Below are 20,973 nucleotides of genomic sequence, written 5' to 3'. Positions count from 1 at the left end.
CAACTGTCTGTAAAATATTAGTTTTTTTATTATTCAGGGGAAAAAAGAACTGTGGGGTTGGTAATCCGATCCACGTCGTCCAGAGGAATCCTCACGAAATTTCCCCTTGAGCCTGTATTGTGACTCACTACTCAAGAGTACAAAAGAGCATCATGCTAAGAAAACCGAGCCGCGACCGTAAGGAAGCGGAACTTTTGGATGTACACCTAATGAGTAATCCACAATGGAGTGCATCGAACTGTTCCGCTCCCTTACGGTCGCGGCTCGGTTTTCTTTAAGTAATGAGAGAGCAAACAGGAAATGTAGTGCTCAGAACTGTAGCCCGTATTAGGCGAAGCCGTAATACGGGAATATCTTGCACGGGCTCCCGTATTACGCTTCGCTAATACGGGCTACGATCATTTAGATTAATTAGTACCACCAACGGTTAGGGCATCAATTTTCAAAGTAGGCTGACCTACACCCACTGGAACAGATTGACCGTCTTTACCGCATACGCCAATACCTCTGTCCAAAGCCAGATCATTGCCTATCATGCTGATTTTTTTCATTACATCAGGACCATTACCAATCAAAGTGGCTCCTTTGACCGGTTTGGTTACCTTGCCATTTTCAATGAGATACGCCTCGCTGGCTGAGAATACAAATTGGCCTGAAGTAATGTCCACCTGACCCCCGCCAAAATTGACGGCATACAAACCGTTTTGAACGGATTTAATGATTTCCTCAGGATCATGCTGTCCTGCCAACATATAAGTATTAGTCATCCTTGGCATGGGAACATGAGCATAAGACTCGCGGCGGCAGTTGCCTGTGGATTGCATCCCCATTAATTTCGCATTTAACTTATCCTGCATGTAGTTCACCAAAACGCCATCATCGATCAATGTGGTGCACTGGGAGGGAGTGCCTTCATCATCTATAGTCAGAGATCCACGCCTGTCTGGCAAAGTACCATCATCAACTACAGTTACTCCTTTTGCAGCGACTTGTTGACCCAAACGACCGGAAAAAGCGGATAAGCCTTTACGGTTAAAATCACCTTCCAAACCATGACCTACAGCTTCATGCAATAAAACCCCCGGCCAACCTGGGCCTAAAACTACAGGCATGGTTCCTGCAGGTGCAGGCTGGGCTTCAAGATTGATTAAAGCTTCACGTACTGCTTCACGGGCATAACTTAAGGCATTTTCCTTTTGGGTGAAATAAGAATAAGCGACTCGACCACCGCCACCGGAACGAGCCGATTCACGACGGCCATTTTTGTCTTCAACGATAACACTCACGTTCACGCTAACCAGAGGGCGCACATCAGCAATCATTTGACCATGCATTCCGGCAACCATCACCACTTCGTAACAGCCGCTGAGAGAAGCATTGACCTGAATCACTCGCGGATCAAGCCTGCGCGCTTCTTTATCTATGGCTTCCAATAAAGCAATTTTTTCCTGCTTGTTCATGCCTTCAATAGGATTTAATGACTGATAACGGCTTGTAGCAGCGGTATTCACATGAACAGACTGCACCGCTTTAGAACCAGTCAAAGCAATAGAGCGAGCTGCATCTGCGGCGCGCAACATGGAAGGCAACAAAATATCATCACAATAAGCAAAGCCGGTTTTTTCACCGCTTACAGCTCGAATCCCTACACCTCTATCAAGAGAAAAACTGCCGCTTTTTACTTCCGAATCTTCCAGATACCAGGATTCATAACTGCAACTCTGAAAATAGAGATCAGCATCATCAATGTGATGGTTCATCATTGTTTTAAATAATTTCTCTATACCCGATTCATCCAGAGATGCTGGTGCCAGGAGTATTTGTTTCGCTATAGCCAGAGCATGTGTCATGTAATTACCTTTATTAAAAAATAGTCAAATCTAAAGTACGTGATGATCAACACAGGGAAAATGCCTTCTTAATTGCTGTAGTCGTTGCAAATCAATATCAGCAATCACAACCCCGGCCCCTGTGTCCTTTTGTGCCAAAACCTTGCCCCATGGCTCTACAACCATACTGTGTCCATGAGTATTACGCCCATTCTCATGATACCCTCCCTGATTTGGTGCTAAGACGTAAGACAAATTTTCTATAGCTCTTGCTCGTAACAGGGTTTCCCAGTGTGCGAGACCAGTAACCGCGGTAAATGCCGAAGGTACTGTAAATAACTGCGCCCCGGATGACTGCAAATGCTGATAGAGTTCAGGGAAACGCAGATCATAACATACGGTTAATCCAATTTTACCCACGGGCGTGTCAACCACAACCAGTTCGTGTCCACGCTCTATCGTTAAAGATTCCTGATGAGACTCTTGCTCGGAAACACGAACATCAAATAAATGAATTTTATCGTAACGGGCAACCTTCATACCCTGCGCATCAAAAACAATACTGCTAGCCCGGGCTTTAGTACCGCCACTTTTTAAAGGAATAGTACCTGCTACTATCCATATTCCCAATTGTTTAGCTAACTGGCTGATTTTATCCTGAATAGGACCATGCCCATAATCTTCAGCTATTTTAAGCTTGTCTGTTTCATTCAAGCCCATGAATGCAAAGTTTTCGGGTAACACAACGAGTTTCGCCTGGTCTTCGTGGGCCTGAAGTAAAAAATGTTCGACCTGACGCAGGTTTTCAGCAACATTAGCCGATGAAACCATTTGTACCAGTGCAACTCGTGTCATAGTGCTCCCCTGATTTTTTTATTATTCATATATTAATTATATTACTATATTGGGATTAAGAAGCCCAAAACAAAATTGACAGGAATATCTTTTCCTCTTAATAATAGTGCTTGCCAACCGGCTAGATGTAAATTGGCACTGATATTTTAGGTAAGAACTTGAAATACAGGAAACTTATCCACATATATGCTAAACTAATTAATAAATAACCTGGAGTTCTAAGTATGAACCGAAACGATGTTACTGTCCTTACTCAACGTAGTGAGTCTGCCCTTGCTACCAATAAGGTATTAAGAAATACCTATATGCTATTGAGCCTGACCTTTATATTCAGTGCTTTTACTGCATATATGTCTTATGCAAGTGGTGCAGGACCAATGAATCCTCTGTTGATGATTGTTGGCGTTTACGGATTGATGTTTTTAACTCAGGCATTGAGAAACAGTGTTTGGGGACTGGTTAGCGTTTTTGCTTTCACTGGCTTTCTTGGCTATACCCTGGGTCCGATACTTAATTTTTACATGACTGGTTTTTCTAATGGTCCTCAGTTAATTGCTACTGCATTAGGCGGAACAGGTATGATTTTCTTCGCCCTGTCAGGTTATGCTTTAACGACCAGAAAAGATTTCAGCTTCCTTGGTGGATTCCTTTTTGTAGGTGTAATGGTAGCCTTACTTGCCATGATAGCCGGTATTTTCATTCAAATACCTGCTCTGCAATTAGCGATTTCTGCAGCCTTTGTGTTGATTTCTTCTGGCTTGATTTTATACCAAACCAGCGAAATCATTCATGGCGGTGAAACAAACTACATCTCTGCAACAGTTGGTTTGTTTGTATCCATATATAATCTGTTCGTCAGCTTGTTGAATCTGCTTAGCGCATTCTCTGGCCGCGACTGATAAACGTCTCCTCTACCTGAGTCCCGGTATTATGCCGGGATTTTTTTTGATGCAGAAAAATCCCCCCACCCGCCCTGTCGGGCACCCTCCCCCGGAGGTGGAGGGGCTACTTGCGAAGCTCAGTGCTAACTTATAAAAATTTAACTCTTGGCACAATGTATAGTTAGTAGCCCCTCCACCTCCGGGGGAGGGTGCCCGACAGGGCGGGTGGGGGGATTAAAAAGAACCCTCTGACAAGGTACAATATGTTGAGTCTTGAAAAAGGAAGTCCAACATGTCCAACATCAAAAACGCCAGAATTTTGCGTAAAAATCTTACCCCACAGGAACAAAAAATATGGGGATTACTTAGAAAGAAACGTTTCCATACCCTCAGATTTAGAAGACAAGAACCTATAGGACCTTATATTGTGGATTTTCTTTGTGTTGAAAAAAAGCTGATTATTGAAATTGATGGGGGGCAACATAATACCCCGGAGCAACATATTTATGATAAAGAGCGTACACTTTACTTGGAACGCTTAGGCTATCACGTGTTGAGATTTTGGAACAATGAGGTTAATTCTGATGTGGAGATTGTGATGGAAACTATTTATAAGGTTGTGGCCGAGAATTGATCCCCCCACCCGCCCTGTCGGGCACCCTCCCCCGGAGGTAGAGGGGCTACTTGCGAAGCTCTGTGCTAACTTATAAAAATTTAACTCTTGGTACAATGTGTAGTTAGTAGCCCCTCCACCTCCGGGGGAGGGTGCCCGACAGGGCGGGTGGGGGGATTTAAACAGTAAAGTCTCCACTAATTACGAATAACAACCTCACTCATCAACATAAAGTCTCGCTTCCTGCATGAGTTGGCGCATATGTCTTACCGCATCCTTCATGCCACAAAACAAAGCGCGTGCAATAATGGCATGTCCTATATTAAGCTCAAGTAACTCTTTAATCGCAGCTACAGGTTTCACATTATGATAATTCAATCCATGACCCGCATTAACAATCAGGTTTAAACTAGCCGCGTATTCTGCCGCTTCTTTAATCCGTCGCAACTCATCATTTTGTTGCTCTGCATTAGTAGCATCAGCGTAACAACCAGTATGTATTTCAATTACCGGAGCACCAATTTCAGCAGCAGCTTTGATCTGGACTTTATCCGCATCAATGAATAAAGACACCTCACTGCCCATACGTTGTAAACGTCTTACAGCCTGCTCTACCACTTTCTGGTGGGTTAAAACATCCAGACCACCTTCCGTAGTTAATTCTTCCCGTTTTTCAGGAACCAGACAGGTATGCTCAGGTGAAATTTCTTCTGCAAAATCCAGCATAGCCTCTGTAACGGCTAATTCAAGATTCATTCTTGTTTGTAACACTTGCTTAATCAGGCGTACATCACGAGCCTGAATGTGGCGCAGGTCTTCCCGCATATGCAAGGTAATCCCATCGGCACCAGCTTCTTCAGCATCCATCGCAGCCTGGACGGGATCCGGGTAGCGAGTACCTCGTGCCTGCCTTAAGGTTGCAATGTGGTCAATATTAACGCCCAATAATAATTCTTTACTCATCGTACATCCAAAAAATAGAAAATGTGGAGTATACCCGAGATACTCGGTTTATGTCTCGATGCTGTATAAAGATCGGGCTTTTATTTCCTTGCCGCCAACCAGATGATCTATAGCCTGGCGCATAATAATCTTTGCCGATTTCAGATAAAGGGGCTCATCCAGATTATCTTCCGCCAGAGCCAAAAGATGCTCTCCTGGAATTCCTTTGTTGCACAGGACTATCCCCTCCCCCGCAACAAATTGATAATAAGCATGGGCAATCACATCCTCTCCGCTTCGGGCATCTTCAGTCAATGAAAATGAATGGCCGCAGGCATTCAGCAAGACCCATTCGAAGCGGCGCAAAAATCTTTCAATTTTTAATCGCTCTTGAGTCAAGGTTAAGCTGTTAAGGGTTAACAGATACGCATCAAACAAATTTGAATCGGCATCCATTGGCCGCAAAGCATGGTAAAGGAGTTCATTAAGATATAAACCGGAAAAAAGAGAATTCCCTTCAAGATGCAGTATAGGGGCAGCGCTTTCCACTGTTCGCGTGTAATAATGGTTATAGCGTTCGTCAACACTAAGCCATAAAGAAGTAAAAGGCTGTAATAAAGATTGTTTTTTAGGGGTTCGCCCGCCTTTGCATAAGCAATTGAGCAAACCCGCTTCACGCGTAAAAAAAGTGACTCTGGCACTGGTATCACCAGACCATTGTTTGTGTATTACCCAAGCCTCTAAAGACTTAGTTGTCATAACCTAATTGCTTTAACATACGATCATCGTCCGCCCAGCCTGATTTGACTTTACACCAGCATTTCAAAAAAACCTTTTTGCCTAGCAGTTTTTCCATGTCCAGTCGTGCATTAGTCGCCATTTCTTTTAATTTTTGCCCTTTATCACCAATAACCATACGTTTGTGATTGTCTTTTTCAACTAAAATTAAGGCGTGAATACGCACCAAATCACCTTCGTCCTTATAAGATTCAATATCCACTGTAACGGAATAAGGTAATTCCTGGCCACAAAAACGGAAGATTTTTTCTCTTAATAATTCCGCACACAAGAATTTGATGGAACGGTCAGTAAACTGATCATCTGGAAATAAATGAGGGCCTTCCGGTAAATAAGGAATGAGCATGGTTTTAAACTCATCAACCTGCACTCCGGTTTTAGCCGACAAAGGAATAATACCCACAAAATCATGGCGCTGATTCATTTGCTCAATCCAGGGCAGTAATTGTGCCTTATCAGCAATTTTATCTACTTTATTGACGACCAGGATGCAGGGCACTTCGGATTGTTTAATCAGGCTGAATACGTATTCATCCTCTTCTTCCCAATGGGTTCCATCAACCAGAAGGGCGATAACATCTACATCACGCAAAACCCTGATTGCGGTTTTATTCATCAGCTTGTTCATTGCCCTTTTATTGCCCTGATGAATACCTGGGGTATCCACGTAAACGTATTGATACTCGCCTTCAGTACAAATTCCCAGAATACTATGCCGCGTGGTCTGCGGCTTTTTAGAAGTAATACTCAGTTTTTGCCCTAAAATTCGATTCAATAAAGTTGATTTGCCCACATTCGGCCGGCCAACCAGAGCAATATATCCACAATAACTTGTCATTAAGCTTAATTCCTGTTTATTTTTAAAACATTTCATTAATCATAACATAAAAGCAGGAATTACGGGAAAAGCCCATAAAAAAAACACGAAGTAAATACTTGCCATGTGATGCTCAAACAAAGTACTCTGGACGCTTTACGAGAGACAATGAGCGGTCCTCTCAAGGAGCACAATATGGATTTTATGCCCGAGTTTATTACAACAGAGGAACAAACACAGCTTGTCGTCCCATTACGTGTGACGCCCTATTCCCATAAAGCAATGCCAACCATCACCGGCAGCGCGTTCAGTCATGAAGCCGGTACCGTTATGTACGGCAATTACACTATGGAATACCTGCTTCCCAATGAGGACAGGCTAAGGTTAATAGCCAACCATAATAAGAAAACCGTGCAGTTATTATTGTTTACCCATGATACTGAACTGATAAAACTGCTTCCCGGTGATCGCCCTTCTTCTCTGGTAGCGGATATAATCAGCAGAATTCACCGTTATCGGATACGTTCAGCCAGTTATGAACGGCCATTAAGCCCCGAACAAACGCAAAAGCTAAATCTGGCTAATGAGTGCATCAACTCCCTGAATGGGCTGTTAAAGAAAGAACGAAAATTAAATCCGGATGATTTCAGCGGACATGAAGAGCTGCGTAAAGCAGTATTGACCCTGATTGAGAATTGCCGCGATGGCAATCGCATGATTGCCAATAATCCTGTCGTATCCGAAGGAACTTTAGGCTCCATACTCTACGATGCTCACAAAGCAGCATTGCATTATCAATTCAACCGCGCTTATAAAACATCACGTCACGATCAGTTAGATTTTAGCAAGGAATCATCTCAATCCTGCTTTGTCTGGGACAGTGAACTTCATATAGGACATAACAGTAATGATCTGGATGATGCATTAAGAGTATTGTGCCAACATTATCAATTAACCCCTGCCCATAAATTAAATGAAATTCCAGCAAACCGCTTCGCCAAACTGGCTGGCTTTTTCCGCTCTTTATGGCACGATGGCCGGGATTGGATTAATTATCTGGCTATTGATACTCAACCCACTCATAAAACAGAAGTCCAGGAGCGCTCAGATGGTGTTTCTATAACCAAAATCACACCCTATTACACCTTAAAGGGCGTGCCTCAGAAAGCTTATAACTCCCTCAAAGAGTTAGCACACAGCCTTAACGGCACCACCATGGAACCAACCCTGGCCAATACCATTACAGAGGCAGAAAAAGTACTAGCCCATGCCCATGATGGCCATTGGGCAATTATAGCAGAGCGGCAACAGCTGGTATTCCGGTTGAATAACAAACTGACTGTACTGCATTATTTTGTGAAAGACCAACAGTTTTATCCACTTCCTGATGGAGAGGATTTATATACTCTAAGCCAAATCAGTAAACGCCATCTTTATTTACCAGAACGCATCAGTTTAAGATTTAAGGCATTTATTTCACGTATTCCTACTTTTTTTCAGAATTTCTACCAAAGCATGCGCCATTTTATTGTTCATGATTTGCATCAGGATTTTATAAATCACGTCCATGCCACACATCGTTCTGAAGAAACAGAACGTTTGGAAGAAGAAATCAAAGCAGCCTATAACAAAAAGCGAGGCTCAGTGCATGATGCTTTAGAAAATAAAGGCTTATTGGCTAATGGTCAGACCCTGGAAGAATTTATCCGTGAACACATCAGCAATAGCCCCTACATTATAGCTCAGGCCAATCATCCACCCAGCCCACATCCCTATGACAATCCATTACATCGAATTTTAGGTGTGCTACGCCATATAGGTGGCTTTTTTATAGATACCAGTGAGCGAAATCCTATGGTCGGTTCGCTGGCAATAGCTGCCTATTTATACGGTGGCGGCGCTGTGCTGGCACCTAATGCACTGGCCAGCCTGTTAACCAAACTGCACTTGAACGGGTTAATTGCAGGAATAGAACCCATCCAGAAACTGGCTCATTTCATGAGCCACGGAACCACTTCAGAGGCGATTTCTGCATCGGTTACTTTATGGCAAGGAATGGTGGCTGGCGGTAATCTGGATAAATTCTTTGTTGAGGCAGTATCACTCCTGAAAGAAGACCCGGGCGAAATCGCTATTATTGCTGCTTTAGCCCTTAGCCTTGGTTATGGCATTACCAAAGCAATTCCCTCCTTGCAAAAAGAAATGGGCGATTTTCCCTATACCAATTACGCGGCCTTAGGTGGGAAAGGTGGTGCAGCACTCTATGACACCATCATGCACCCAGGCGATGACTGGTTATTGGGTACCTGCAAATGGCTTTGTAAACATGTAATCACGCTGGGAAAATTGATTGTTGCCCCCTTTGTTGAAGCCTATTACTACGGTTATGAGAATGGCTTTATTAATGGTTGGAAAAAAAGCTGGGCTTTGGTTAAAAAATCAGCCAGGCAAACAGTGGCAGCCCTGGGTGATTTTGCTCTTGCCCTATGTACGGTTCCCTTCACGGAGCTCAGTTCCCTGCTGTTTCATATACCCTTTAGAGGAATAACTAATTTCATTCGTCTGATATTGTCGACTCTGGGTAATCTCAGCGCTATTGGAGAGCTGTTCATCTCTGTTGGTGAGTCTGAGACAGAAAATTATCTGGCTGAATTTCGCTTTTCTCCTCTTTATGGTTTTAGCAAACCCTGGGGACAATTCTCTTCCAATTTATTCCTCAATCTGGCGCTTAACGCTTTGCGCATTGTTTTTTTACCGCCTTTGCAGCTGATTAAGAACATCATTATCCTTCCTTTAATCGATATTCTGTCCTTAACTGTGCGCCTGACCTTGACTATCTTTGCTCCCATTTTTTCCATGCTTGCTTATAGTTCTGGCTACGTGCTTTGGGCTATAGGTCAATTTTGGGATAATTCTGCAGGTATTTTGTTTTCGTCCAGCGCAACCGGGCTCACTGTAGCCTCCAACTGGCTGGACAATCAGGCCGGAGAATTAAAACAAAGCCTTTTATCACAGATTGAAGTAAGTCGGAGTGAATTATACAGTTGGGCATTTCAGGAAGAGGATCTGCTGTTGCATAAAACAGTCAATGATGAGCACTATTATTTAAATGCACCAAGACGTTGTGAATTACTGCCTCATTCGGAAAGCCATTGTCTGTTAAATAATCTTCTCACCAATAACTCCCTGGATTCCCATCAGGACGATCCTCCTTCACCTCTCCATACACAACTGTTCAAAGAGGAACACACGACAGTTTATGAACAAGATGAGTTGCTCTTTTTTAATTTGCAAAATCAATAACTTAAATCTAAGATTAAATACCCGGTGCAAGGAACAACAGCGTGTACCGAAGAACAGCGACCTGTATGGCTTAGTATAGTATTGAAAAAACGATAAAATTGATGATTTATTAATCACATTTGTGTATAATTAACTTAACCGAGTGCAAAAAAGGATCCAACTTATGGCTAGAAGTAGAAAATCACCCGTGGTTGAACAACCTGTTGACTTTTTTAAAGAGGAAGAATCAAAACGCCTGGTTGAGAAAAACTCATCTGAGTCCAAGGTAGCGGTTGAATCTGAACGCACGCCACAAGTTAAAACACCAGCCCCTGTTGTTGAAAATAAATTGACATTGGATCAATGGGTCGATTCTATTCTGTTCAGGCAACAAGACAAAGATGATCCTGAAAGTAAAAAAGATTACCGACCAACTGTCGAACTGAGCCGCTTTGGTTTAAAAACTCCTGAAGATGTGAAAAAATTTCTTCACTCACCTGCTGGTGAAGCAGTAATAGGCGAAATGGGAGCTAAATTAGCCCTGGAGAAAGCCATTGTTCAAGACCAACAATTACAAGCCCAAGAACACCGATTATTAATGAGCCGCTTGAAAGCTTTGCTGTTTATGTGGTATCTGGCAGATAAGGCAGATGCAGCAGACAGAATAAGGGAAATAATTATGCAACAAAGCGAACTTGCTGCAGAACAGGTAAAACCTACAGCAGCCAGTTCACCAAAAACGGACACCAAACGCTACGAGGCACTTGCTGAATCAATAGCCAAATATGAAGATGCGGTAAGAATGGCACAAAAAAATGTCGCTAAAGGTGAAGTACTTCAGAAAGAACGTGATGAACTGGTTAAAGAAGGCGAGCATCTGCAAATTAAATACGCAGAATACGATGCAAGTCTGGAAGAGTTCGAAAAGTCTGATGCTGCACGTATTAAGCTGACCCCTGACGAAATCAAAGTTCAGGCAAATCAGCTGTCTCCTGAAATGAAGGAAATGATTCACAGCGCGATTGAGGGTGCAGAAGGTGAAAAAAATCCTGAGGCAAGACGTAAAAAATTTCGTGACGCAAGAGGTCTGTTGTTAAAAGCCCAAATAGCTAAATTGTCCAAACAAATGGATGCTCAGGCAGATAAAATCAACGATTTGCTCATTGCAGGCAAAGATGATGAAGCCAGAGCGCTGTTAGAAGAACAAAATGCGCTGAACTTAAAAGCCGCAAACCTTCATGATTTGCTTGCAGTCAACGAGAAAAGAAAGTACTACGTCAATGATCAGGGCGAGAAAACCCATAATTTTCATGAAGCACAATTTATTCTGGCAAGAGGCCAGAGAATTGTGAAAGATGGACAAGGGGAAATTTATTTATTACAACCCAATCAGGACTGGGAGTCAGTAAAGAATGATAGCGCTGCTAAAGCACGTGCCCTTCAGGATTATAAAGACTTAAAACCACAATTAATGTGTGTAAAAAAAGTAGTCGCTCACAATAAAGGTCTGGAAACCGCAATGAATCAGGACAACATCGCAGAGAAGGATAAACTGATTAAAGAAAACCGTGCAGAAGGTTTACTGATTGCCAATATGATATCTCAGCAACAAGCGGCAAGAAGCAGCGCTCAGCATGAGTTGAATAATCCAGGTCCTGCTCGCAACAACGTTCCAAGGCCTACACCTACGGCTGGAAGTGCTGCTGTACCAAAACCAAGCCAGGCGTCAGCTACTTTGTTTTACAGAGAGCAAATCCAGGAATTAAAACTGGCTCAGAATATCACATACGAACAGTTACACTCACTTGCAGATAATCTTCCACAAGGTCCCAACCAGGAAGCCGCCAAAGAGTATTTGAAACAGATGCCCAGAACTGGAAATATTCCTCATTTACAAATGCAAAGTATGCTGCAAAATATGGAGCGTTTTGGCATCGATGCAACGAAACCTGCAGTGACGAAAATACAAAATCCGCTTGAAAAACAGGCGAACACTGCACCAACACCATTAAGCATGATGCCAGATCCTACCCGCGGATAATCGTATCCGCTTAATGGCATTTGCTTAAGATGTTTTGTAGCCCGGTCTGCTTGCAGCCGGGATCTCAGTGGCACCATGCCGCTTTCAGGAGATCCTTCGCGCAAAAAGACGCGCTCAGGACGACGTGGGTTTGGGAAAGCGGCCGGAGAGAAGGAAGGAGATTTAAGCATAGTTCTGAGTGTTACTCAGAATGACGTCACAACAAAAATGGATTAATTTGTACAAATTGAAACATCTGTAACTGCCTGTCATCTTATCATTGCATATATTATTACCAATTCACTTGCCAACTGCGTCCAAGTCTTCTAACATTGAAAAATAATGTGGCACTTGCGGAAAAAAACATGATCATAGAAAAGCTACTGGGTAATCAATCAGTAATCGTTTCATTAGATGTAGATAATTTTCTCTTTGAACGACTGGAGCAGATTACCGAAGCCGGCTTTACCACTATTGAGATAAACTCCTCAGATGAAAAACTGTTGGCACAAATTGTTGCCCAATGCACCAGAATCAGGATAGGAGCAGGCGGTATTATTGACACGCAACAATTGGAAAACTGTTATCAGGCAGGTGTTCACTTTGCTTCCAGCCCCGGATTTTTACCCTCCATAGCGCAAACAGCCAATGTCTATTCCATGAATTATTTACCCAGTGTAGCCACTGTATCTGAAGCAATGGCCGCAATGAGCATAGGTTTTAACCAGGTAAGACCCTACCCTGCTGACCTTGCCTTTTGTACCGTACTGAATAAATGTTTTCCCAATCTGAAATTATATCCTGCGGAAATCGAATGGGAAAAGGCAGAACATTTTCTTAATTTATCTTCAGTTACGGCAGTTAGCATACATAACCCTGATAAAAAGCAACTGACCGCTTTAGCATCAGGCGTATCAGCTTAGTATTCAAAGGATGCGGCCTGTATTAGGCATTAGCCGTAATACGGGAGCGGCAGTGAACTCATTCCCATATATTACGGCTATACGAGCTACCCCCGATCTACGTCGTCCTGAGCGCGTCTTTTGGCGCGAAGGATCTCCCGAAATCGGCATGGTGCCACTTCAATCCCGGCTGCAAGCAGGCCGGGCTACGATTCAGTACGAAATTTTAATTACCATATTGAGGTGGTTCATGGTTTTTCTTTGGAAGATCTTCAGCCATATCAACGTCTTCTTTAAAAAATTCTGGCTCATATTCTTTTCTCTTTCGCTTATCGCGAAGCTTATCGTACGCCAACAATCGTGCTTTAACGTCTGGAACTACCTTCTCTATTCTTGAAAAATCATGTTCATCCTTTAAACAGACTTGAAATAACTCTTTTCTGGCAAACACCCTGCTTAAAATTCCTTCTTGCTGCTCAGGTGTGCTAAATACTTTAAGCAGATTATCCAAATCCCAACTGGATTTAAATACTCGAGAAAGTAATACATCATCTCCTATCAGACGAGTAAATAACTGCTCTTTAAAGACTGGGGCTGCATTCGCTAGTGTTTTAAAATCATAAGCATTCTTTAAACAAGCTTGAAATAACTCTTTATTAGCGACTACTCTAGTCAAGATGCGTTCTTGTTGGTTTTCATCAGCAAATATTTTGAGTAATTTTTCCAAATCAAATACATGTTTCACTCTCTTAAGCAACACAGTATCCAAATTCATCGCAAGAAAATTAAAAAATAATTCACAGTGTTGTGGATATTTCTTTTTAAACTCCTCTAATCTGGTTTCAAAATTATATTCACCAAAAAAATGTTCTAAAATAAATGCATTATTCTCATTAAATAATAAGGAAAAAACCTGCTCTTCGTTGAGTTTTTGCAGTGTAACCGCTTCATAGGTATCCTGAATGTGTTTCATTAAGGAGTCCCAATTAGAGTGTGAAGTGCCACGAATAAACGACATCAGAATTTTCTCTTCCAGTGGGAATGAGCCAGAGTTGGCCAAGTCAGAATTATGTTGTCCTCTTTCCCTTTTTATAAGGTGATAAAGCTCTTTGAGTTCATTAAGCGATAATTTATCGCGATAGTTATCGTAATATATTGTTGCTGACTCCAGAAGATCAAAAAGTCGACCCGCAATCTGTGTGTAATGTAAGACCTGATTTTTGTGTAAATCGAGCGTTACTAATGCATTATGCAATTTCTTTAAATTGATATCTTTCGTTTTACCATCAAGCAATTTTTGAACCGCTGCCACACTGCTCTCAGCTTGTTGATCAGGTATAAAACCCCTGAAAAAAATGGAATGCTTTCTGGTATTATCTTCGTCAATATCCATAAATTCAGATGAATGTTGTTCTTGTTGCTGAAGACGACTGACCAAACCAGAATGACCTCGTTGTGCGGCAATCTCTGCCGGTTTTAAGCCATAAATACTTTTGATATTTGCATCGGCACCTTTTTCCAGTAAATAATCAACTACCTCTGTATGGCCATTATAGGCAGCAAGATACAAGGCAGTGGCATTATCCTGTCCCGGTATGTCAATAAACTCAGGTTTTAGATGTATCAACTCCCTGATACAATCCAGATGCCCATAAAAGACAGCGAGGGTTAGTGCTGTATTACCATAATCATCTGTAACCAACGAAGGATCTATGCCATTTTCAAGATATTGCCTCAATAGCTCCGTATTTCCCACCGTTGCTGCCCTTAAGAAATCAATACGAATAGACTTGAGCATTTTGGGATTGTTCCGTGACTCCTCCACATTATGCCTGATAATTTCTACTGTTGATTTTCCAGAAGGATAAGTCCCATATTTTTTGACATGAGCAAAGTTGCTCATCCCTTTTAATACCTCATCCACTAACTCATCCGGAGCATAACCATCGAGATAATTGGGATCTTCTAAAATAACAGGAGGTAATTTATTTTGTAATAACATCAGATTAAGTAAGGCATAGGCTGTTCTGCCATTACCGTCCCTAAAGGGATGATCCTGCTCAATTTTCTGGACACAGGTAACAATAATGCGAATGACTTCCAGATAGTTCTCTTCTTTGCCTTCCAGGGCAGCCATATCTTCATAATATTTAGCTAAAGCATCAACTACTTTCTGACGAATTGTCTCTTCTGGCTCTACTTTAGCCCAGTGTGAATAAAGCGATGTGCCCTTTTCGCTTAGATGCTCCCCCCCCCCCCCGAGTTCTCGGCGTTGTGATAATAAATTTAGCCCATTCTGGGTCGCGTTGTGCCCTAGATAAAGATGAAAACCAACTTCAGTCGTCCTGTATTCTCCTCCCTTGACTAATTCATTACCTGTAGCTTCACGACCATTTAATCCACTAACACCTTGCATTGCAATGCGGTGTAAATTGCGTATGGTGTCCTCACCTACAGGCTTATTGCCATAAGTTTTAATATAAGAAAATACATCATCCATGGCTTTGATTGAGCCAGGCTCTCTACTCTCCCAACCTAACCATCCCTGTTCAAGCATATCACTTTGCTGCGCACCATCTACATACAAGCGCCAATTATCTAAAGTGCTAAAACCATTCCAGCAAGACTGAGTAAATGACTGGTAAGAACTTTTAGCCTTGTCAGGTACTTTCATGGATAAGCGTTCATAGAGTGCTTTTTTGCTGAAATCAGTGCTATCTATCAGCTTTCTTAACTCATTTTGTTCGGATTGTTTGTAATGCAGAACAGGTGTAGGAGAACCTTGTGCTAATTTATTTTCACAGCGTTGTATGCCGTTGACGTAATTTTTTTTGCCTTGATAGGTTTTAAAATAACTGTTTTGGCCTTGACGATACAGTTCAAGCGCTCCTTCATAATTTCCACTTAATTCGAGAGATGATGCAGCTAATAAACAAGGAAGTTGAAAGAAATTATCCGTTTCAGATTGCTTGTTTTTCCGGGGGTAATTCATGGCGATGTTAAAACATCGAGCGGCTTCATTATAATTTTCCAATGCTAAATAGAGCGCACCCAGGTTAAGAAAATAGAAGTAGTATTCGTGGTTATTACGCCTATAACCTGACCACTGATCCCGCACCACCTCTTGTTCGGATTTTTCTAAAAAAGCCGCATAATAATTTAAATATTTGGTAAGTACTTTATTTAACAGCTCTTTGTTTTCTTCTCTATAAGTTTTAACTCTCTGACTGGGGTTAAGAAGACAATCAGTGAGTAAATCGGGCCGCTTCACAACAAATTCAGATAAAATCGTGTCAAGCATATGCATAGGGGTAGTACAATATTGCAAAGCTAGTTCTTCATCAGTTTCAGATAGAAATTCATTTTCGTACATGATTTGCCTTATTAACTAGTAATGGTTAAATTATATGCACCACGAGCTACTCATGCAAATATGGATCAAATTAAATTCATATTGGAATTGTATTACCGTGTATCTATCCCATATTAACGATAGCGTAATACCCGATCTACGTGGATCTGTTAGTGAGGAACGAGTTTTGGATGTAGCACAATGCCGTAGCCCGGTCTGCTTCGGGATTACTCTCTGTGAATCAACAGATCTAAAACCAGGAGGGCTGCACCGATGCATATGGCGCTGTCTGCCACGTTAAAGGTTGCGAAGTGATAATGCTTGTAATAGACATCGATGAAATCGACTACATAGCCATGTAGTCCTCTGTCGATCAGATTGCCCAGAGCGCCGCCGAGAATGAGGCTGACGCCTGCGGATTGCAAACGGGCCTGGTTGGGGGTTCGCCAGAGCCAGATGATTAAAATAATGCTGACTAAAAGGCTAAAACCTGCGAAAAACCAACGATGCCAATCACCGGCTCCGCTTAAAAAACTAAAAGCAGCACCGGTATTGTAAGCCAGAGTGAAATTCAGCATAGGGAAAATGGGCACAGGTTTATAGGGAGTTAATGAAGCACCCACCCAGTACTTACTTGCCTGATCGCAGATAATTACAATAATACTGAGTACAAACCAATGCCATTTTTTCATATGAAATGCCTCGCCTCATCTTGACCGCTGATATTGCCAACACAACGTAAACATAACTCGGGATGTTCTTTATTCTGCCCTATATCGGGTCTTCTATGCCAGCATCGCGCACATTTTTCATAAGAACTTGCTGACACATCAATAGCCACGCCGTATTCCGTAGTTACCAAACCACCCGTTGCCAGGTTCACAGAATGAACATCTGCACCAGAAGTCATTAATAAAAAGCGTAGCTCCTCTCCCAAACGGTTGAGTTTTGGCAAGACTTTATCATCAGCATAAAGGGTCACTTCCGCTGCCAGTGCCGACCCTATTTCGCCCTTCTGACGCTTTTCCTCTAAAGCCTTGTTCACTTCATCGCGAATCAAATGCAATTGTTCCCAATCAGCCATATTTACTTCATCAATAGCAGGCCACTGACTGTACCAAAGCTCTACGAAAATGGATTCTTTGCCATGTCCTGGAATGACCTGCCAGATTTCTTCTGCAGTGAAGGACAAGATGGGAGCTAACCATAAGGTAAATGCCTTGACTATGTGATACATGGCTGTCTGACAAGAGCGTCTTGCCTTGCTTTTCTGAGCAGTCGTATATTGTCTGTCTTTAATCAAGTCCAGATAAAAGCCTCCCATGTCCACAGCACAGAAATTATGAATTTTCTGATAAATGACATGGAACTGGTATTGTTCGTAAGCAGCAACAATTTCTTCTTGCAGCAACTGGCTGCGTTGCAGAGCCCATCGATCAAGCTCCAACAACTCTTTGGCATCAACGCTATCGGTGGCAGGATTAAAATCACAGAGGTTGGCTAATAAAAAGCGAGCCGTATTACGAATTCTACGGTACGCATCAGCATTACGTTTAATGATTTCATCAGAAATGCTCACTTCATGGCGATAATCAGTGGAAGAAACCCACAAACGTAAAATATCTGCCCCATGCTGATTAATGAGTTTATCCAGGGCTACATAATTGCCTTTTGATTTGGAAAGCTTCTTGCCCTCAGCATCTACAGTATAACCATGAGTTAACACGGTTTTATACGGAGCAACGCCATACATGGCTACTGAAGTGGTTAATGAGGAATTAAACCATCCTCTATGCTGATCGGAACCTTCGAAATACACATCGGCAGGGAACGCCAAATCTTTGTTATGGTATAAAACGCTGTAATGCGATACTCCGGAATCAAGCCACACATCCATGGTGTCAGAGATTTTATCGTAATTTTGTGCGTCATCACCAAGCAGCTCCGACGCATCAAGTTCAAACCAGGCATCAATCCCTGCTTTCTCAATCATCAATGCTACTTTTTCAATCAACTCCAAAGTATTAGGATGAAGTTCCCGGGTTGTATTATGGACAAACAAAGGCATGGGAGTACCCCAGGCTCTTTGTCTGGAGATACACCAGTCAGGCCTGTTTTCAACCATATTACTGATACGCGCTTTACCCCAGTCCGGAACCCAGTTCACTTTATCAATTTCATTGACTATGGACTGCCTCAGATTGCTTTTATCCATTGCAATAAACCACTGGGGAGTCGCGAGGAAGATCATGGGTGATTTATGGCGCCAGCAATGAGGATAGCTGTGTCGAATGCTTTCTTTGGCTAACAGTACGCCCTTTTCAGTTAAAGCTTCCAGAATAGGCTCATTGGCTTTTAAAACAGAAAGCCCGGCGAATAATGCCACGTCTTCCGCGTAACAGCCATTAGCCTTGACCGGATTAACCAAAGGCAGGTTATATACCTTTCCAACCATATAATCATCAGGTCCATGCGCAGGAGCCGTATGCACAGCACCAGTACCGGATTCAGTAGTTACATGCTCACCTAAAACCACAGGTACGTGTCGGCTGTAGAGTGGATGATTGAGTTTAAATCCTTCAAAAGACCGCCCTTTGGCTACCGAAAGAGATTTATAATCAGTGATTTCATAACGGCTCATCACGGATTCGACCAATTCTGAAGCGATGAGGAAATAACGGGATCCCGCATCGATTAAAGAATAATCTATTTCAGGATGCAGACATACCGCTTCGTTTGCTGGTAATGTCCATGGAGTCGTGGTCCATATGGGCAGGATCAGAGGTTTAGCTTCTGCTTTTATGGAAAAACGCTCTGTGAATTCATTAGCATTTACGGCAGTAAAAGCCACATCAATAGAAGGTGAGGTTTTATCTTCATACTCCACTTCCGCTTCAGCCAGAGCAGAACCGCAATCGATACACCAGTGAACAGGTTTAAAGCCTTGTTGCAAATGGCCATTTTTAATCATCAAGCCCAGAGCTCTGACAATGTTCGCTTCGTAACGGAAGTCCATAGTGACATAAGGATTATACCAATCGCCAAGCACGCCTAAGCGTTGAAATTCTTCGCGTTGAATATCAATCTGGCTGGCAGCATACTCGCGGCATTTGGCACGGAATTCCCGTGCTGTGATTTTAGCCCCTGCCTTACCTACTTTTTTCTCGACATTCAGTTCTATAGGTAAACCATGGCAATCCCAACCAGGAACAAAGGGGGCATCGTATCCGCTAAAGGTCTTGGATTTGATGATAATGTCTTTAAGAATTTTATTTAACGCATGGCCGCAGTGCAGATGGCCATTGGCATAGGGAGGACCATCATGCAGAATAAAGCGTTTGCTTCCCGCACGAGCCTCACGGATTTTTTCGTAGATACCTTTGGCTTGCCAATCAGCCAGCATTTCTGGCTCTCGTGTAGCAAGGCTTGCCTTCATTGGAAATGAAGTATTGGGTAGGTTCAATGTATCTTTATATTCTGCCATAAATGCTTACTCTGCGAAATCGTTAAACTTTTGACGGTTAAGCTGTGCACCCTGCCGCACATTTAAATTTAAAAATGCTTTCGCCGCCTCAATATCCTGATGTATCTGCGCAATTAAAGCCTCAACCGAGGCGAATTTCACTTCATCACGCAATTTGTGCAAGAAGTACACTTGCACTAATGTACCATAAATGGATTCATTGAAGTCAAACAAATGTACTTCAAGAATGTTCTTGGTCCCATCTACGGTTGGGCGCTTTCCAATGTTGGCAACACCCTGAACCATTTTCGAACCTATTTGAACTGCAACAGCGTAGACACCGGTTAAAGGTAATGATGCCCGATGAAGGCTCAGGTTTGCAGTAGGTATGCCCCATTGACGGCCTCGTCCATCACCGCGGATTACACGGCCGCACAAACTGTAAGTTCGACCCAGTAACTTTGTCGCTAAATTTAAATTGTCCTGTTGTAAGGCTTCTCTTATTTTTGTTGAACTTACCCGTTCATTTTCGATGAGAAAATCTGAATAGGTTTCAACCTGACAGGAATGTTCCTGGCCTGATGCTTTTAATAATGCCACATCACCAGCTCGGTTTTTGCCAAATCTGAAATCTGCGCCAACGAGCAGATAACGTACTTTTAAGGTAGAAAACAGATAATGTGAAACAAAATCAGCTGCTGTAGTCTCGGCCAGAGCCTTGTCAAATTTGATGCAATAAACATAATCAACCTGGCAGTCACGTAATATATCCAGCTTTTCCCGTAAACTGGACAATCTGGCTGGAGCGCTGTCCTGATGAAAATACTCTCTGGGTTGTGGTTCAAAAAGAACGACCACCAAAGGTAAATTCATGCTGTCTGCTTTAGCTCTTAAGACTTTAATCAGGTTCTGGTGCCCTAAATGCACCCCATCAAAATTACCGATGGTAGCGACGACGCCTCGATTAAATTCAGCAGGATGTTGAACACCACGTAGCAATTTCATTAATAGTTCAAATCATCAAAATCAAAACGACATAGTATACTGCTTTTATTGTGTATTGAGAATATTAGTAAGTGTTCAGCCCTATTGAAGGAACAGCCATATTTGGCTCATCTTGAGAGAAAAACCCGCGAAATGATGCTCACATAGCCACCTATGCTCCGCTCATTTCGCGGGTTTTTCTCTCAACCTGAGCTCAAATCTGGCTGTTCGAGTA

The 20,973-nt window shown here is 42.5% G+C and carries 14 protein-coding genes; 5 read left to right on the top strand and 9 right to left on the bottom strand.

What is annotated here, in order from left to right:
• Nucleotides 1–407: 407 nt before the first annotated feature.
• Both tldD and B094_RS0102310 read right to left on the bottom strand, forming a co-directional pair.
• Nucleotides 408–1,850, bottom strand: a complete 1,443-nt coding sequence (gene tldD, locus B094_RS0102315) for a metalloprotease TldD (RefSeq protein ID WP_018576180.1) — start codon at nt 1,848–1,850, stop codon at nt 408–410.
• Nucleotides 1,851–1,880: 30 nt separating this feature from the next.
• Nucleotides 1,881–2,684 (bottom strand): carbon-nitrogen hydrolase family protein, encoded by an 804-nt coding sequence (locus B094_RS0102310; RefSeq protein WP_018576179.1) that lies wholly within the window; start codon nt 2,682–2,684, stop codon nt 1,881–1,883.
• 224 nt (nt 2,685–2,908) lie between these two features.
• Between B094_RS0102310 and B094_RS0102305 the strand changes: the two genes are divergently transcribed.
• Both B094_RS0102305 and B094_RS0102300 read left to right on the top strand, forming a co-directional pair.
• Complete coding sequence (locus tag B094_RS0102305; protein ID WP_018576178.1) at nt 2,909–3,583, top strand: Bax inhibitor-1/YccA family protein; 675 nt, start codon at nt 2,909–2,911, stop codon at nt 3,581–3,583.
• Between the two features lie 274 nt (nt 3,584–3,857).
• Nucleotides 3,858–4,199, top strand: coding sequence for an endonuclease domain-containing protein (locus tag B094_RS0102300; RefSeq protein ID WP_018576177.1), 342 nt, complete (start codon nt 3,858–3,860; stop codon nt 4,197–4,199).
• 195 nt (nt 4,200–4,394) lie between these two features.
• Here B094_RS0102300 and pdxJ read toward each other — a convergent pair whose 3' ends face one another.
• The 3 genes from pdxJ to era are packed head-to-tail and all read right to left on the bottom strand — an operon-like array spanning nt 4,395 to nt 6,756.
• On the bottom strand, nt 4,395–5,141 hold the full coding sequence (gene pdxJ / locus B094_RS0102295) for a pyridoxine 5'-phosphate synthase (protein WP_018576176.1): 747 nt from the start codon (nt 5,139–5,141) through the stop codon (nt 4,395–4,397).
• A 48-nt stretch (nt 5,142–5,189) separates the two neighbouring features.
• Nucleotides 5,190–5,879 (bottom strand): DNA repair protein RecO, encoded by a 690-nt coding sequence (gene recO / locus B094_RS0102290; protein ID WP_018576175.1) that lies wholly within the window; start codon nt 5,877–5,879, stop codon nt 5,190–5,192.
• Nucleotides 5,869–6,756 (bottom strand): GTPase Era, encoded by an 888-nt coding sequence (gene era / locus B094_RS0102285; RefSeq protein WP_026253846.1) that lies wholly within the window; start codon nt 6,754–6,756, stop codon nt 5,869–5,871. The genes recO and era overlap by 11 nt, the downstream gene beginning before the upstream one ends.
• A gap of 183 nt (nt 6,757–6,939) precedes the next feature.
• On the opposite strand from era, the gene B094_RS0102280 reads away from it, so the two are divergent.
• The 3 genes from B094_RS0102280 to B094_RS0102270 all read left to right on the top strand — a co-directional run bounded on the left by B094_RS0102280 (nt 6,940) and on the right by B094_RS0102270 (nt 12,960).
• Nucleotides 6,940–10,038 carry a hypothetical protein gene (locus B094_RS0102280; RefSeq protein WP_026253845.1) on the top strand — a complete coding sequence of 1,033 codons (3,099 nt, stop codon included), beginning with the start codon at nt 6,940–6,942 and terminating at the stop codon, nt 10,036–10,038.
• Between the two features lie 163 nt (nt 10,039–10,201).
• A complete protein-coding gene (locus B094_RS0102275; RefSeq protein WP_018576172.1) occupies nt 10,202–12,058 on the top strand; it encodes a hypothetical protein in 1,857 nt (618 codons plus the stop codon).
• A gap of 344 nt (nt 12,059–12,402) precedes the next feature.
• On the top strand, nt 12,403–12,960 hold the full coding sequence (locus tag B094_RS0102270; RefSeq protein WP_026253844.1) for a bifunctional 4-hydroxy-2-oxoglutarate aldolase/2-dehydro-3-deoxy-phosphogluconate aldolase: 558 nt from the start codon (nt 12,403–12,405) through the stop codon (nt 12,958–12,960).
• A 205-nt stretch (nt 12,961–13,165) separates the two neighbouring features.
• On the opposite strand, the gene B094_RS0102265 is transcribed toward B094_RS0102270, so the two are convergent.
• From B094_RS0102265 to ribF, 4 genes are all read right to left on the bottom strand, one after another.
• On the bottom strand, nt 13,166–16,312 hold the full coding sequence (locus B094_RS0102265; protein WP_018576170.1) for an ankyrin repeat domain-containing protein: 3,147 nt from the start codon (nt 16,310–16,312) through the stop codon (nt 13,166–13,168).
• Nucleotides 16,313–16,518: 206 nt separating this feature from the next.
• A complete protein-coding gene (gene lspA / locus B094_RS0102260) occupies nt 16,519–16,983 on the bottom strand; it encodes a signal peptidase II (protein WP_018576169.1) in 465 nt (154 codons plus the stop codon).
• On the bottom strand, nt 16,980–19,775 hold the full coding sequence (gene ileS / locus B094_RS0102255) for an isoleucine--tRNA ligase (RefSeq protein WP_018576168.1): 2,796 nt from the start codon (nt 19,773–19,775) through the stop codon (nt 16,980–16,982). The genes lspA and ileS overlap by 4 nt, the downstream gene beginning before the upstream one ends.
• Before the next feature lie 6 nt (nt 19,776–19,781).
• Entirely contained in the window at nt 19,782–20,759 is a 978-nt protein-coding gene (gene ribF / locus B094_RS15545; RefSeq protein ID WP_018576167.1) for a bifunctional riboflavin kinase/FAD synthetase, read from the bottom strand.
• Nucleotides 20,760–20,973: the final 214 nt, after the last annotated feature.

This window comes from Legionella shakespearei DSM 23087 (genome assembly GCF_000373765.1).
Lineage (GTDB): Bacteria > Pseudomonadota > Gammaproteobacteria > Legionellales > Legionellaceae > Legionella > Legionella shakespearei.
The sequence above is the reverse complement of the archived record's forward strand: the minus strand, read 5'-3'. Positions and strand labels throughout refer to the sequence as shown.

Excerpts from the sequence above, each read along its gene's own strand:
- B094_RS0102280 (WP_026253845.1), top strand. The coding sequence starts at position 6,940 with ATGCCCGAGTTTATTACAACAGAGGAACAAACACAGCTTGTCGTCCCA.
- pdxJ (WP_018576176.1), bottom strand. The coding sequence starts at position 5,141 with ATGAGTAAAGAATTATTATTGGGCGTTAATATTGACCACATTGCAACC.
- B094_RS0102300 (WP_018576177.1), top strand. The coding sequence starts at position 3,858 with ATGTCCAACATCAAAAACGCCAGAATTTTGCGTAAAAATCTTACCCCA.
- B094_RS0102265 (WP_018576170.1), bottom strand. The coding sequence starts at position 16,312 with ATGTACGAAAATGAATTTCTATCTGAAACTGATGAAGAACTAGCTTTG.
- lspA (WP_018576169.1), bottom strand. The coding sequence starts at position 16,983 with ATGAAAAAATGGCATTGGTTTGTACTCAGTATTATTGTAATTATCTGC.
- ileS (WP_018576168.1), bottom strand. The coding sequence starts at position 19,775 with ATGGCAGAATATAAAGATACATTGAACCTACCCAATACTTCATTTCCA.
- B094_RS0102305 (WP_018576178.1), top strand. The coding sequence starts at position 2,909 with ATGAACCGAAACGATGTTACTGTCCTTACTCAACGTAGTGAGTCTGCC.
- ribF (WP_018576167.1), bottom strand. The coding sequence starts at position 20,759 with ATGAAATTGCTACGTGGTGTTCAACATCCTGCTGAATTTAATCGAGGC.
- tldD (WP_018576180.1), bottom strand. The coding sequence starts at position 1,850 with ATGACACATGCTCTGGCTATAGCGAAACAAATACTCCTGGCACCAGCA.
- B094_RS0102270 (WP_026253844.1), top strand. The coding sequence starts at position 12,403 with ATGATCATAGAAAAGCTACTGGGTAATCAATCAGTAATCGTTTCATTA.
- B094_RS0102310 (WP_018576179.1), bottom strand. The coding sequence starts at position 2,684 with ATGACACGAGTTGCACTGGTACAAATGGTTTCATCGGCTAATGTTGCT.
- recO (WP_018576175.1), bottom strand. The coding sequence starts at position 5,879 with ATGACAACTAAGTCTTTAGAGGCTTGGGTAATACACAAACAATGGTCT.
- B094_RS0102275 (WP_018576172.1), top strand. The coding sequence starts at position 10,202 with ATGGCTAGAAGTAGAAAATCACCCGTGGTTGAACAACCTGTTGACTTT.
- era (WP_026253846.1), bottom strand. The coding sequence starts at position 6,756 with ATGACAAGTTATTGTGGATATATTGCTCTGGTTGGCCGGCCGAATGTG.